Annotated in this window: 12 protein-coding genes; 10 read left to right on the top strand and 2 right to left on the bottom strand. The window is 76.7% G+C overall.

Annotation, left to right across the window (positions count from 1 at the left end; translation table 11 throughout):
- On the bottom strand, nucleotides 1–825 hold an 825-nt coding region (locus E1281_RS10595), incomplete at its 3' end, for a glycosyltransferase (RefSeq protein WP_131877108.1).
- 10 nt (nucleotides 826–835) lie between these two features.
- Complete coding sequence (locus E1281_RS10590; RefSeq protein ID WP_131877107.1) at nucleotides 836–1,723, bottom strand: glycosyltransferase; 888 nt, start codon at nucleotides 1,721–1,723, stop codon at nucleotides 836–838.
- A 221-nt stretch (nucleotides 1,724–1,944) separates the two neighbouring features.
- On the opposite strand from E1281_RS10590, the gene E1281_RS10585 reads away from it, so the two are divergent.
- Genes E1281_RS10585 through E1281_RS10540 form a run of 10 tightly spaced genes read left to right on the top strand, consistent with a single transcriptional unit; the run spans nucleotide 1,945 to nucleotide 12,912 of the window.
- Nucleotides 1,945–3,585 (top strand): carbamoyltransferase C-terminal domain-containing protein, encoded by a 1,641-nt coding sequence (locus tag E1281_RS10585; RefSeq protein ID WP_131877106.1) that lies wholly within the window; start codon nucleotides 1,945–1,947, stop codon nucleotides 3,583–3,585.
- Complete coding sequence (locus E1281_RS10580; RefSeq protein ID WP_131877105.1) at nucleotides 3,582–5,102, top strand: HAD-IIIA family hydrolase; 1,521 nt, start codon at nucleotides 3,582–3,584, stop codon at nucleotides 5,100–5,102. The genes E1281_RS10585 and E1281_RS10580 overlap by 4 nt, the downstream gene beginning before the upstream one ends.
- On the top strand, nucleotides 5,099–6,109 hold the full coding sequence (locus E1281_RS10575; RefSeq protein ID WP_131877104.1) for a glycosyltransferase family 9 protein: 1,011 nt from the start codon (nucleotides 5,099–5,101) through the stop codon (nucleotides 6,107–6,109). The genes E1281_RS10580 and E1281_RS10575 overlap by 4 nt, the downstream gene beginning before the upstream one ends.
- Entirely contained in the window at nucleotides 6,106–7,101 is a 996-nt protein-coding gene (locus tag E1281_RS10570; RefSeq protein ID WP_243716815.1) for a glycosyltransferase family 4 protein, read from the top strand. The genes E1281_RS10575 and E1281_RS10570 overlap by 4 nt, the downstream gene beginning before the upstream one ends.
- Complete coding sequence (locus E1281_RS10565) at nucleotides 7,098–8,345, top strand: glycosyltransferase (protein ID WP_131877102.1); 1,248 nt, start codon at nucleotides 7,098–7,100, stop codon at nucleotides 8,343–8,345. The genes E1281_RS10570 and E1281_RS10565 overlap by 4 nt, the downstream gene beginning before the upstream one ends.
- Complete coding sequence (locus E1281_RS10560; RefSeq protein WP_131877101.1) at nucleotides 8,342–8,941, top strand: SIS domain-containing protein; 600 nt, start codon at nucleotides 8,342–8,344, stop codon at nucleotides 8,939–8,941. The genes E1281_RS10565 and E1281_RS10560 overlap by 4 nt, the downstream gene beginning before the upstream one ends.
- Nucleotides 8,938–10,335: a PfkB family carbohydrate kinase gene (locus E1281_RS10555; protein WP_131877100.1), complete on the top strand. Its 1,398-nt coding sequence runs from the start codon at nucleotides 8,938–8,940 to the stop codon at nucleotides 10,333–10,335. Before E1281_RS10560 ends, E1281_RS10555 begins: the two co-directional genes overlap by 4 nt.
- Nucleotides 10,332–11,009, top strand: coding sequence for an SDR family oxidoreductase (locus tag E1281_RS10550; RefSeq protein WP_131877099.1), 678 nt, complete (start codon nucleotides 10,332–10,334; stop codon nucleotides 11,007–11,009). Before E1281_RS10555 ends, E1281_RS10550 begins: the two co-directional genes overlap by 4 nt.
- Entirely contained in the window at nucleotides 11,000–11,959 is a 960-nt protein-coding gene (locus tag E1281_RS10545) for a glycosyltransferase family 9 protein (protein WP_243716813.1), read from the top strand. Before E1281_RS10550 ends, E1281_RS10545 begins: the two co-directional genes overlap by 10 nt.
- Nucleotides 11,956–12,912, top strand: coding sequence for an NAD-dependent epimerase/dehydratase family protein (locus E1281_RS10540; protein ID WP_131877098.1), 957 nt, complete (start codon nucleotides 11,956–11,958; stop codon nucleotides 12,910–12,912). The genes E1281_RS10545 and E1281_RS10540 overlap by 4 nt, the downstream gene beginning before the upstream one ends.
- Nucleotides 12,913–12,923: the final 11 nt, after the last annotated feature.

The raw sequence follows: 12,923 nt of genomic DNA, 5'->3' as shown, positions 1-12,923 counted from the left end.
GGTCCGGGCGGCGTCCGCGAGGCCGGCCCGGCCGTCGCGGCTGCCGAGCGCCGACGCGGCGGCGCGGGCGACCGCCGGGAGCGGGCGGCGCAGCCACGCGGTCAGGAGCCGGTTGCGCGCCTCCCGGCGGCGGCGCGCCGCCGGGTCGCGGCCCGCCTCGGACGGATGGTGGTGGACGACGAGCTCGGGCACGTAGGCGAGGCCCCATCCGGCGGCGGCCAGGTCGAGCGCGAGCAGTTCCTCCTCCCCGCCGAAGTGCAGGACGTCGGAGAAGCCGCCGACGCCGAGGAACGCCTCGCGCCGGACGATGACGGAGCACGCGAGGAAGCCGAGGACGGCCGGGCCGGGCAGCCCGTCCGGCCGCCCGAGGGGCGAGCGGGCCATCTGCTCCGACACCGGCTCCAGCCGCTCCTCGGCGCCGACGAGCACCCGGGCCGCGAGCAGCGCCGTCCGCGGATGGGAGTCCAGGATCTCCACGGCGCGGTCCAGCGATCCGGGCGCCCACCACGAGTCGTCGTCGGCGAAGGCGACGTAGCGGGTCGAGGCGCGCTCGGCGGCGACGGTGCGGGCCGCGGCGCCGCGGTTGCGCGGCAGCCGCAGCACGGTGGCGCCGGCCTCCTCGGCGGCGGCCGCGGTGCCGTCGGCGGAGGCGTTGTCGGCCACGATCACCGGGGCGTCGTGGTGCGCGAGGCTGCGGCGCAGCTCCGGGGCGCGGTCGCGGGTCGCGACGAGGATCGTCACACCGGGCCTGGTCCGGTCAGGCAAGGTCTGGTCGGGCCTCGTCTCGTCGGGCCTCGTCTCGTCGGGCCTCGTCTCGTCGGGCATGGGCCGCTCCTCAGCTCACGTAACGGCGGGCCGTGGACTCCCGCTGGGAGGTCTCCAGGCGCCGGAGCCGGTCTTCGACGTCCGGCGGCAGCGTCCGGCGTTCGCGGGCCACCCAGGCCAGCCCGGCGGCGGCCTCGGCGAGCGCGCCCGCGGTGACGCGGTCGCGCGGCAGCGTGCGCAGCAGGCCGGCCGTGCGCCGCACGGCGGCGGGCAGCGGGCGGCGCAGCCAGGTGAACCACAGCGTGTTGCGGATGCCGTGGCGGCGCCTGAGGTGCGCCTCGCGGAGCCCGGACGGCGCGTGGTGCACGACGACGTCCTCGGCGAAGCACAGCTGCCAGCCGAGCGCCATCAGGTCGGCGCTGAGCAGTTCCTCCTCGCCGCCCAGCCAGAGCCGCGCGGAGAACCCTCCTGCCTCGCGGAACGCGTCCGTCCTGACCATGGACGCCCCGGCCAGGAACGACCCGAGCGCGGGGCCGGGCAGCCACGGCGGCCCGGGGACCGGCGACTCCCGCAGCTCGGGCACGATCGGGTCCTCGCGCCCGCCGGGCTCGACCAGGATCCGCCCGGTGACGACCGCGAGGCGCGGGTGCGCGTCGAGCAGGGCCGCGGCGCGGGACGGCGCGTCCGGCTCCCACCATGTGTCGTCGTCGCAGAACGCCACGTACGGAGTGCGGACGTGGTCGACCGCGACGTTGCGGGCGACCGCCCCGAGGTTGCGCGGAGAACGGATCAGCCGGATCTCCGGGAATTCCTCCGCGACGGCGTCGGCGGTGCCGTCTTTCGAGGCGTTGTCCACCACGATGACCGTGGGGAGTTCCGCGATTTGACGCGTGCGCGCGAGCGTCGCGGCAAGGGAGTGCCGCCGGTCTTTGGTGATGACGACGACGGTATAGCGCATGAAGCCGCCAGTACCCACCGTCCTCGGCCCTATGTACCGTCATGCCGCCTACCTGGCATTTCGCTCACCAGCGACTTTTCTGACTTCAGCGTTTAGAGCCGACGTTATCGGCAATGTCGAATCACCTATAGGGGATTTGCTCCCGGCGAGACCGCCAAGAGCCGGTGACTACGACGACGCCACCGGCACATCAGCCAACGCAGCGCCGAAACGGGGCCTATATGCGCGTGCTCGGAATCAATGCGATCTTTCACGACCCGGCAGCCGCACTGGTGTCCGGCGGAGCCGTCGTCGCGGCGGCGGAGGAGGAGCGCTTCAGCCGCCGCAAGCACGGCAAGCGGCCGGTGCCGTTCTCCGGCTGGGAACTGCCGGAGCAGGCGGCCCGGTGGTGCCTTGAGGAGGCCGGGCTGGAGCCCGGCGACCTCGACGCCGTCGCCTACTCCTACGATCCGGGGCTCGTCGAGCCCGGCCTCGGCGGGCACGACGAGCAGTGGGAGCGGCTGCGCACCCTGTACGCGCGCCGGGCCCCGAACTTCCTGTCGACGGCGCTGCCGGGGCTCGACCCCGGAATCGTCCGGTACGTGCCGCACCATGTGGCGCACGCCGCGTCCGCCGCGCTCGCCGCGCCCGGACCCGGCGACGGCGACGTCCTGGTCCTGGACGGGCGCGGCGAGTCGCACTCGCACCTGGCCGGGACCTACGAGGGCGGCGCCCTGACCCCGCTCCACGCCCAGCGCCTGCCGCACTCGCTCGGGCTGATGTACGAGGACCTGACCGAGCACCTCGGCTTCCTGCGCTCCAGCGACGAGTACAAGGTCATGGCGCTCGCGTCCTACGGGGAGCCGCGCTTCCTCGGAGAGCTGCGCGAGCACATCCACGCCACCGGTGACGGCGGTTTCGCCGTCACCGGAATCGACTGGGGCGCGCTGGCGAAGGCCCGCACGTCCGGCGGCGAATGGACCCGCGACCACGCCGACCTCGCCGCGAGCGTCCAGGCCCGCCTCGAAGAGGTGCTGCTGGACCTGGCGACCTGGCTGCACGGCCGCACCGGTTCCCGCAGGCTGATGCTCGCCGGCGGCGTCGCCCTCAACTGCGTCGCCAACTCCCGTCTCGCCGAGGACGGCCCGTACGACGACATCTGGGTGCAGCCCGCCGCCGGAGACGCCGGGACGGCGCTCGGCGCGGCGCTGCACGTCGCGCGGGCGGGAGGCGACCCGCCGGCGGCCATGCCCGGCGCGGACCTCGGCCGCCGGTGGGACGACCGCGAGATCGCCGAGCGCCTCGACGTCGCCGGGATTTCGTACGAGCGGCCCGGCGACCTGGCCGCCGCGGTGGCCGAAGCGCTCGCGCGCAACGAGATCGTCGCCTGGTTCCAGGGCCGCTCCGAGTTCGGCCCGCGCGCTCTGGGGCACCGCTCGCTGCTCGCCCACCCCGGTCACGAGGGCAACGTGGAGCGCCTCAACGACGTCAAGGGCCGCGAGCAGTTCCGGCCGATCGCGCCGATGGTCGCGCTGGAGCACGCGCCGGAGATCTTCGACGGGCCGCTGCCGAGCCCGTACATGCTGTTCGTCCACCGGGTCCGCCCCGGCTGGCGCGAGCGGATCCCCGCGGTCGTCCACGTGGACGGCACCGCCCGGATCCAGACGGTCGCCGCCGGGGACGAGCCGCTGGTCGCACGGCTCCTGGAGGAGTTCCGCCGCCGGACCGGCCTTCCCGTCGTCGTCAACACCAGCCTGAACACCGCCGGCCGCCCCATGGTCGACGACCCGCGCGACGCGCTGGAGTGCTTCGGCTCCGCCCCGGTGGACCTGCTGGCCATCGGGCCGTACGTGGTCCGCCGCCGGGAGGTGCACGCCCGATGAGCCGCTCCGCCGACCACACGGTCGTCATCCCGACGATCGGCCGGGAGAGCCTGCGCGCCACGCTGCACGCGCTGGCGGGCCCCGGCACCGGGGCGGACGCGCTCCGCGAGATCATCGTCGTGGACGACCGTCCCGCGCCCGGCGCGCCGCTCCCCCTGCCGGTGTCCGGCGGCCCGGAGATCCGGGTGATCCGCTCCGGCGGCCGCGGGCCCGCCGCGGCCCGGAACGCGGGCTGGCGCGCGGCCGGCACCGAGTGGGTCGCCTTCCTGGACGACGACGTCGTGCCCGAGCCCGACTGGCCCGCCAGGCTGGCCGCCGACCTCGCGGACCTGCCGCCCGAGGTGGGCGGCTCCCAGGGCCGGGTCACGGTCCCGCTGCCGTGGGACCGGCGCCCGACGGACTGGGAGCGCAACACGGCGGCGCTCGCGGGCGCGGACTGGATCACCGCCGACATGGCCTACCGCCGCGGCGTCCTCGCGGCGCTCGGCGGCTTCGACGAGCGCTTCCGCCGCGCCTACCGGGAGGACGCCGACCTCGCGCTGCGCGCCATGGACGCCGGGCACGGCCTGGTCCTGGGCGCGCGGAGGCTGACGCACCCCGTCCGGCCGGCCGGCTTCTGGGCCTCGGTGAAGGCGCAGGCGGGCAACGCCGACGACATCCTCATGTGGCGGGTGCACGGCCCCTCGTGGCGCGACCGGGCCGGCGAGGGACGCGGCCTGCTCCGCCGCCACCTGCTCACCACCACCGCCGGTCTTCTGGCCGCGGCGGCCCCCGTGGCGCTCGGCGGCCGGCGCGGCGCGGCCGCCGCCCTGGCCGCCGGAGCCGTCTGGGGCGCGCTGACCGCCCGGTTCGCCTACGAGCGGATCCGGCCGGGGCCGCGCACGCCGGACGAGGTCGCGAGGATGGCGGTGACCAGCGCCGCCATCCCGCCCGCCGCGGTGTGGCACCGGGTGCGGGGCCTCATCGCCCACCGGAGCGCCCGGCCCTGGGGCGGCCCCTGGGTCGTGCTGTTCGACCGCGACGACACGCTCATCCGGGACGTCCCCTACAACGGGGACCCGGCGCGGGTGGAGCCGATGCCGGGCGCGCGGCGCGCCCTGGACCGGCTGCGGCGGCACGGCGTCCGGATCGGGGTCGTGTCCAACCAGTCGGGCGTGGCCAAGGGGCGCATCACCGCCGATGACGTGCGGCGCGTCAACGCGCGGGTCGAGCGGCTCCTCGGGCCCGTCGACGTGTGGGAGTTCTGCCCGCACGAGGGCGGCGACGGCTGCGGGTGCCGCAAGCCGCGTCCGGGGCTGATCGAGCGGGCGGCGCGGCGCCTCGGGGCACGGCCGTCCGACTGCGCCGTGATCGGCGACATCGGCGGCGACGTCGAGGCCGCCGCCGCCGCGGGCGCGCGGGGCATCCTCGTCCCGACCGGGCGCACCCGGCCGGTGGAGATCGCGCAGGCGGCCGAGACGGCGCCGACGCTGCGGGCGGCCGTCGATCTCGTCCTCGGCGGAAGGCGGCGCCGATGAGGGTCCTCGTCTCCCGCCAGGACAACCTCGGCGACGTGCTGCTCGCCGGCCCCGCCGTGCGGGCGGTGGCCGAGCGCGCCGACGAGGTCGTGCTGCTGTGCGGGCCGCGCGGCCGCGCCGCCGCCGACATGCTGCCGGGCGTCGACTCCGTCATCGAGTGGTGCGCCCCCTGGATCGACCCGGACGGCGTGCCCGTCGAGCGGTCGGAGATCGACGCGCTGACGCGCCGGCTCCAGGGGTTCGACCGGGCCCTCATCCTGACCTCGTTCCACCAGTCGCCGCTGCCGCTGGCGCTGCTGCTGCGGCTGGCCGGGACGCCCTGGATCGGCGGCATCAGCGAGGACTACCCCGGTTCGCTGCTCGACCTGCGGCACCTGCCGGGCGAGGACGTGCCCGAGCCGCTGCGGATGCTCGCGCTGGCGGAGGACGCGGGGTTCCCGTCCCCGGCCGACACCCGGCTGCGGGTCCGGGGGCCGCTCCCCGACACCGATCACCTCACCGGCGGCCGCGGGTACGTCGTGGTGCACCCGGGCACCTCGGTGCCCGCGCGGGCGTGGCCGCCGGAGCGCTGCGCCGAGGCCGTCCGCCTGCTGGACGCGGCGGGCCACCGCGTCGTCGTCACCGGGCACGGCGACGAGAAGGAGCTGACCGCGTCCGTCGCCGGGCAGGACGGCCTGGACCTCGGCGGCCGGACGACGCTGCCGGAGCTGGCGTCGGTGCTGGAGGGCGCGTGCGCCGTCGTCGCCGGCAACACCGGCCCCGCGCATCTGGCGGCCGCCGTCGGCACGCCGGTCGTGTCGCTGTTCGCGCCGACCGTGCCCGCGGCCCGGTGGGCGCCGTTCGGCGTCCCGATGGCGCTGCTGGGCGACCAGGGGGCGCCGTGCCGGGACAGCCGCGCCCGCGAATGCCCGGTCGCCGGGCATCCGTGCCTGTCCTCGGTCGGCGCCGAGGAGGTCGCGGCGGCCGTGGAGATCGTGAGGACCGCGGAGGAGGTGCCCGCACGGTGAGAGTCCTGATGTGGCACGTCCACGGGTCGTGGGCGACCTCGTTCGTGCACGGCCCGCAGACCACGCTCGTCCCCGTCACCCCGGACCGGGGCCCGGACGGCAAGGGGCGGCCCGACACGTTCCACTGGCCCGGCCGCGCGGTCGAGGTGCCGCCGGAGCGGCTGCGCGGCGAGGACGTGGACGCCGTCGTCCTGCAACGCCCCCACGAGCTGCGGCTGGCGGAGGAATGGCTCGGCCGCCGCCCGGGACGCGACGTCCCCGCCGTCTACGTCGAGCACGACACGCCCCGCCGGACGCCCTCCGACATCGGCGTCCCCGAAGAGGTCGTCCCGGACAGCCGGCACTTCCTGCACGACCGCTCCGACATCCCCGTCGTGCACGTCACGCACTTCAACCGGCTGTTCTGGAACTGCGGCCGCGCCCCCACCACGGTCATCGAGCACGGCGTCGTCGACCCCGGCCACCGGTACACCGGGGACATGCCGCGCGCGGGCGTGGTCGTCAACGACCCGCTGCGCCGCGGGCGCGTCGCCGGGACCGACCTGCTGGCCGAGCTGGCGGCGGCCGTCCCCCTCGACCTGTTCGGGATGAACGTCGCCGGCGTCCCCGGCCGGCTCGGGATCGCCCCCGAATCCCTCTGGACCTTCGAAGACCTGCCGCAGGCGAGGATGCACGAGGAACTCGCCCGGCGCCGCGTCTACGTCCACCCCTACCGGTGGACCTCGCTGGGCCTCGCGCTGATCGAGGCCATGATGCTCGGCCTGCCGGTGGTGGCGCTCGCCACCACCGAGGCGGTCGAGGCGGTGCCGCCGGAGGCCGGGGTGCTGTCCACGCGCGTCGCCACGCTGGCGGACGCCGCGCGGACCCTGGCCGCCGACCCGCCGCGCGCCCGCCAGATGGGCAAGGAGGCGCGGGCCCACGCCGCCGAGCGGTACGGGCTGACGCGGTTCCTCCGCGACTGGCGGCGAACTCTCCAGGAGGTAACGCGATGAGGATAGCCATGATCTCCGAGCACGCCAGCCCGCTGGCCGTCCGGGGCGGGCCCGCGGGCAAGGGGCTGGGCGGGGCGGACGGCGGCGGGCAGAACGTGTTCGTCGCGGAGCTGGCCGCCGAACTCGGCAGGCAGGGGCACTACGTCACCGTCTACACGCGGCGGGACGCGCCCGTCCCGTCCGGCCGGGTGAGGTTCGCCCCCGGCGTGAGCGTCGAGCACGTCCCGGCCGGGCCGCCCGAGCGGATCGCCAAGGACGACCTGCTGCCGTGGATGCACGACTTCGGGCGCTACCTGGAACAGCGCTGGGCCGCCGACCCGCCCGACGTCGCGCACGCCCACTTCTGGATGAGCGGCCTGGCGGCGATCCAGGCCGCGCAGCCGGCGGGGTCGCGGCGGGTGCCGGTGGTGCAGACCTACCACGCGCTCGGCACCGTCAAGCGCCGCCACCAGGGCGACAAGGACACCAGCCCGGCCTCCCGGGTGCGGCTGGAACGCGCGGTCGGGCGGGCCGCCGACACCGTCATCGCCACCTGCTCGGACGAGATCGCCGAACTGAGCGCGATGGGCGTCCCCCGCGACCACGTCCGGGTGGTGCCGTGCGGCGTCGACCTGAGCCTGTTCGCGCCCGGCGGCGGCCCCGCCGGCCGACCCGCCGGGCCGCCCGCGGGCCGGCACCGGCTCGTGGTGCTGTCGCGGCTCGTCGAGCGCAAGGGCGTCGACACCGCCATCCGGGCCCTGGCCCACCTCCCCGACGCCGAACTGGCCGTCGCGGGCGGGCCGCCGCGCGGCGACCTCGGCGGCGAACCCGAGGTGCGCCGGCTGCGCAGGGTGGCGCGGGACGCGGGCGTCGCCGACCGCGTGGAGTTCCTCGGGCGGCTCGGCCGCGACGAGGTCCCCGCCCTGCTGCGCTCGGCGAGCCTGGTGCTCACCCTGCCCTGGTACGAGCCGTTCGGCATGGTGCCGCTGGAGGCGATGGCCTGCGGCGTGCCCGTGGTGGCCAGCGCCGTCGGCGGCCACCTCGACACGGTCGTGGACGGCGTCACCGGGACGCTGGTCCCCCCGCGCGACCCGGAGGCCGCCGCCGGGGCGGTCCGGGCGCTGCTGGACGACCCGGCCGGGCGGGCCGCGATGGGCGCGGCGGGCGGCGACCGGGCGCGCGGCCGGTACTCGTGGGCCCGCGTCGCGGAAGGCACCGCCGAGGTCTACCGGCACGCCGCCGCGCTGAGCGAGGTGGCGGCATGACGGCCCCGGCCGCGCAGACCAGGACCGCGACCGCGCAGGACCGGCGGCTGGAGGCCCTCGCCGAGGCCGCGCTGCGGTTCCGCGAGCACGTCCCCGCGATCGAGGAGTGGGGTCGCCACCTCGCCGGCGTGCTGCGCGGCGGCGGGCGGCTGCTGGCGTGCGGGAACGGGGGCAGCGCCGCCGAGGCGCAGCACCTGACCGCCGAGCTCGTCGGCCGGTTCGAGGACGAGCGGCGCCCGCTGTCGGCGATCCCGCTGCACGCCGACACCTCGTCGGTGACCGCGATCGGCAACGATTACGGCCCGGTCAACGTGTTCGCGCGGCAGGTGCAGGCGCACGGGCGGCCCGGCGACGTGCTGGTGTGCCTGTCGACCAGCGGCCGCAGCCCGAACGTGATCGCCGCGGCGCACCGCGCCCGGCAGCTCGGCATCACCGCGTGGGCCGTCACCGGGCCGGGGCCCAACGCCCTCGCCGGCGCGTGCGACGACGCGATCACCGTGCAGGCCCCCGCCACCGCGACCGTCCAGGAGATCCACCTCGCCGCGGTCCACCTGCTGTGCGGCGTGGTCGACGAGGCCCTGGGGGTGAGACCATGACCGGCCCGCTGGTGGTCGCCGGCGACGTCCTGCTCGACATCGACATCGTCGGCAGCAGCAGCCGGCTCTGCCCGGACGCGCCCGTGCCCGTCGTCGAGCAGGCCGAGGAGCGGCCCCGCCCCGGCGGCGCGGGCCTGGCGGCGCTGCTGGCCGCCGCCGCCGGGCGCGAGGTGGTGCTGGTCACCGCGCTCGCCGACGACGAACGCGGCCGGCGGCTGCGCGCGATGCTGGAGGAGCACGTCGAGGTCGCCGCGTTCCACCTGCACGGCGGCACCCCCTGCAAGCTGCGCATCCGGTCCGGAGGGCAGTCGGTGGCGCGGCTGGACGCCGGGGAGGGGCAGGCCCTCGACGGGCCCGTCGGCCCGCGCGTCACCGACGCGATCGCGGGGGCCGGCGCGGTGCTGGTCGCCGACTACGGCCGCGGCGTCACCCGGCACCGCGCCGTCCGGTCCCTGCTGGGCGAGCTGCCCCCGGGCGTCCCCGTCGTGTGGGATCCGCATCCGCGCGGCGAGCCGCCCGTCCCCGGCGTCCGGCTACTCACCCCGAACGCGGAGGAGGCGGCCCGGCTCGCCGCCGCCGACGGCGCCGAGATCGGCGGGACCGGGCTGTCGGCCGCCGGGCGGCGCGGCCGGCACCTCGGCCGCGCCTGGGGCATCGACGGCGTCGCGGTCACGCTCGGCCCCGAGGGCGCGCTGCTCTGCGACGGGTCGGACGCGCCGTTCCTGGCGCCCGCCCGGCCCGCCAGGGGCGACTCGTGCGGCGCGGGCGACAGCTTCGCCGCCGGGGCCGTCGGCGCGCTCGCCGACGGCGGGTCGCTCGCCGCCGCGGTCACCGAGGGCGTCCACCGCGCGTCGGAGTTCGTCCGCGCCGGAGCCGCCGCGGCCCTCGCCGCGCAGCTCGCCGAGTCCGGCACCGCCCGGCTCGTCCCCGAGCGCGGCGAGGACGCCTGGGACGTCGTCGACCGCACGAGACGGGCGGGCGGGACGGTCGTGGCGACCGGCGGCTGCTTCGACCTGCTGCACGCGGGCCACGTCAGCATGCTGCAGCAGGCGCGGCGGCTCGGCGACTGCCTGATCGTCTGCGTCAACTCCGACGCCTCCGTGCGGCGCCGCAAGGGGCCGGCCCGCCCGGTCACGCCCGCCGCCGACCGCGTCCGGGTGCTGGAGGCGCTCAGCGACGTCGACGCCGCGCTGGTGTTCGACGACGACACGCCGGCCCCGCTGCTGCAGCGCCTGCGCCCGGACGTCTGGGTGAAGGGCGCCGACTACGCCGGGACCGCGCTGCCCGAGGCCGAGACGGTCCGGGCCCACAACGGCGAGGTGGTCCTGCTGCCCCTGCTGGAAGGGCGCTCCACCACGCGCCTGCTGTCGACCACGAAGGGAAACGCGTCATGAACGTCCTCATCACCGGCGGATCCTCCGGACTCGGCGCGGCCGTCGCGCGCAAGGTGGCCGACGACGGCGGGCGCCCGCTCGTCCTCGACCGGCACCCGCCCAAGGACGACTTCGAGCACATGCAGGCCGACCTGGCCGACCGCAGGTGCGCCGAGCGCGCCGTCCACGGGCTGGCCCGCTCCGCGGGCGGGCTGAACGCCGTCGTCACCGCCGCCGGCATCGACTCCTGCGGGACGCTGTGCGACGTCCCCGCCGAGGACTGGGAGCGGGTCGTCCAGGTGAACCTGCTGGGCACCGCCGCCGTCGTCCGCGCCGCGCTCCCCTACCTGGAGAACGAGCCGGCCGGACGCGTCGTGACCGTCGCGTCCACGCTGGGGTTCCGGGCGGTGAGCGACGCCACCGCGTACTGCGCGTCCAAGTTCGGCGTCGTCGGGTTCACCCGGGCCCTCGCCGCCGAGATGGCCGGGCGGGTCGCCGTCACCATGGTCGTGCCCGGCGGTATGGACACCGCGTTCTTCGACGACCGCCCCGAGCAGTACAAGCCGGGCGCGGACGCCAAGCTCAACCGCCCCGAGGACGTGGCGGCGACCGTCGCGTTCGTGCTCTCCCAGCCCGCCGGGTGCGAGGTGCGGGAGATGGTCGTCTGCCCGTCGCAGGAGACGTCGTGGCCGTGACGGCGCCCGAGGCGGGCCGCCGGGTCCTGGTGCTGCGCGCGCTGGGCCTCGGCGACCTGCTGACCGCCGTCCCGGCGCTGCGCGCCCTGCGGCGCGGGACGCCCGGCGCCCGCGTCACACTCGCCGCGCCGGCCGCGCTGGATTTCCTCGCCCGCTCCACGGGGGCGGTGGACGACGTCTTACCGGTGGAAGGGCTGCGGCAACTGCCGCCCGCCGACGGGGTCGGCGTGGCCGTCAACCTGCACGGCAGCGGCCCGCGGAGCCACCGGATCCTCGCCGCGCTGCGGCCCGGCCGGCTTCTGGCGTTCGCCTGCCCCGAGGCGGGCCACACCGGAGGGCCCGGCTGGGACTCCGGCGAGCACGAGGTGGCACGCTGGTGCCGGCTGGTGTCGGCGTACGGGTTCGGCGCCGACCCCGGCGACCTCGACCTGCCCGCGCCCTCGCTCCCCTCCCCCGCGCCGGGCGCCGCCGTCGTCCATCCGGGCGCGGCGTTCCCGGCGCGCCGCTGGCCCGCCGAGCGGTTCGCGGCCGTCGCGGCGGCGCTGCGGGACCGCGGCGAGCGCGTCGTCGTCACCGGCGGCGAGGCGGAGGCGCCGATCGCGCGCCGCGTCGCCGCACTCGCCGGGCTGGACGAGGGGGCCGACCTGTCGGGCCGCACCCGCCTCCCGGACCTGGCCGCGCTCGTCGCGCGGGCGCGGCTCGTGGTGTGCGGCGACACCGGCGTCGCCCACCTCGCGACCGCGTACCGGACGCCGTCCGTGCTGCTGTTCGGCCCGACGCCGCCCGGCCGGTGGGGGCCGCCCGACCGCGCCGAGCACCTGGTCCTGTGGGCGGGGCGGCGGGGCGACCCGCACGGCCGCGAACCCGACCCGGGCCTGCTGGAGATCTCCGCCGACCAGGCCGTGGAAGCCGCCGGGAAGACGCTCACCGCAACAAGGGGGACAAGATGAGACATCCGCGCGCCGTCGTCACCGGAGGGTCCGGATTCCTCGGCTCGCACCTGTGCGAGGCGCTGCTGGCCAAGGGCGTCTCCGTGGTGTGCCTGGACAACCTCCTCACCGGGACGTCCCGCAACATCGCGCACCTGACCGAACGGCGGGACTTCCGGTTCCTCAGACGCGACCTCACCGAGCCGGTGAACGTCCCCGGCGAGGTCGGATACGTCTTCCACCTGGCCTCGGCCGCCTCCCCCGCCGACTACCTGCGATTCCCCATCCAGACCCTCGAAGTCGGCAGCCAGGGCACCCGCAACGCTCTCGACCTCGCCGAGACCAAGGGCGCCCGGTTCGTGCTCGCGTCCACCTCCGAGGTCTACGGGGACCCCCTGGTGCACCCGCAGCCCGAGTCGTACTGGGGCAACGTGAACCCGGTCGGGCCGCGCAGCGTGTACGACGAGGCCAAGCGGTTCGGCGAGGCGCTGACGTCGGCGTTCCGGCACTCCCGCGGACTCGGCACCGCGATCGTGCGGATCTTCAACACCTACGGGCCGCGGATGCGCCCCGACGACGGCCGCGCCATCCCGACGTTCCTGCGCCAGGCCTTGACCGGCGAGAACCTCACCGTCACCGGCGACGGCTCCCAGACCCGCTCGATCTGCCACGTGGACGACACCGTCCGGGGCATCATCGCCCTCGCGATGTCCGATCACCCGGGACCGGTCAACATCGGCAGCCCGTACGAGGTGTCCATGGCCGGCCTCGCCGAACTGATCATCGAGCTGACCGGCTCGAGGTCGAGGGTCCGCTTCGTCGACCGCCCGGTGGACGACCCGCGCGTCCGGCGGCCCGACACCGGGCTGGCCGAGGAGGTGCTCGGCTGGCGTCCGCGCATCCCGGTCGAGGACGGGCTGCGCGGCACGATCGAATGGTTCGCCCGGGAGCTGGTCGTCGCCCGTCCGGCCTGACCGGCCCGCGC

It is taken from the genome of Actinomadura sp. KC345, assembly GCF_004348515.1.
Classification (GTDB): domain Bacteria; phylum Actinomycetota; class Actinomycetes; order Streptosporangiales; family Streptosporangiaceae; genus Spirillospora.
Note: the sequence above shows the minus strand (reverse complement) of the source record. Positions and strands in the feature narration are given on the sequence as shown.

Coding starts and splice junctions, on each gene's coding strand:
- E1281_RS10575 (WP_131877104.1), top strand. CDS start 5,099: ATGAGGGTCCTCGTCTCCCGCCAGGACAACCTCGGCGACGTGCTGCTC.
- E1281_RS10590 (WP_131877107.1), bottom strand. CDS start 1,723: ATGCGCTATACCGTCGTCGTCATCACCAAAGACCGGCGGCACTCCCTT.
- E1281_RS10550 (WP_131877099.1), top strand. CDS start 10,332: ATGAACGTCCTCATCACCGGCGGATCCTCCGGACTCGGCGCGGCCGTC.
- E1281_RS10555 (WP_131877100.1), top strand. CDS start 8,938: ATGACCGGCCCGCTGGTGGTCGCCGGCGACGTCCTGCTCGACATCGAC.
- E1281_RS10585 (WP_131877106.1), top strand. CDS start 1,945: ATGCGCGTGCTCGGAATCAATGCGATCTTTCACGACCCGGCAGCCGCA.
- E1281_RS10580 (WP_131877105.1), top strand. CDS start 3,582: ATGAGCCGCTCCGCCGACCACACGGTCGTCATCCCGACGATCGGCCGG.
- E1281_RS10540 (WP_131877098.1), top strand. CDS start 11,956: ATGAGACATCCGCGCGCCGTCGTCACCGGAGGGTCCGGATTCCTCGGC.
- E1281_RS10560 (WP_131877101.1), top strand. CDS start 8,342: ATGACGGCCCCGGCCGCGCAGACCAGGACCGCGACCGCGCAGGACCGG.
- E1281_RS10565 (WP_131877102.1), top strand. CDS start 7,098: ATGAGGATAGCCATGATCTCCGAGCACGCCAGCCCGCTGGCCGTCCGG.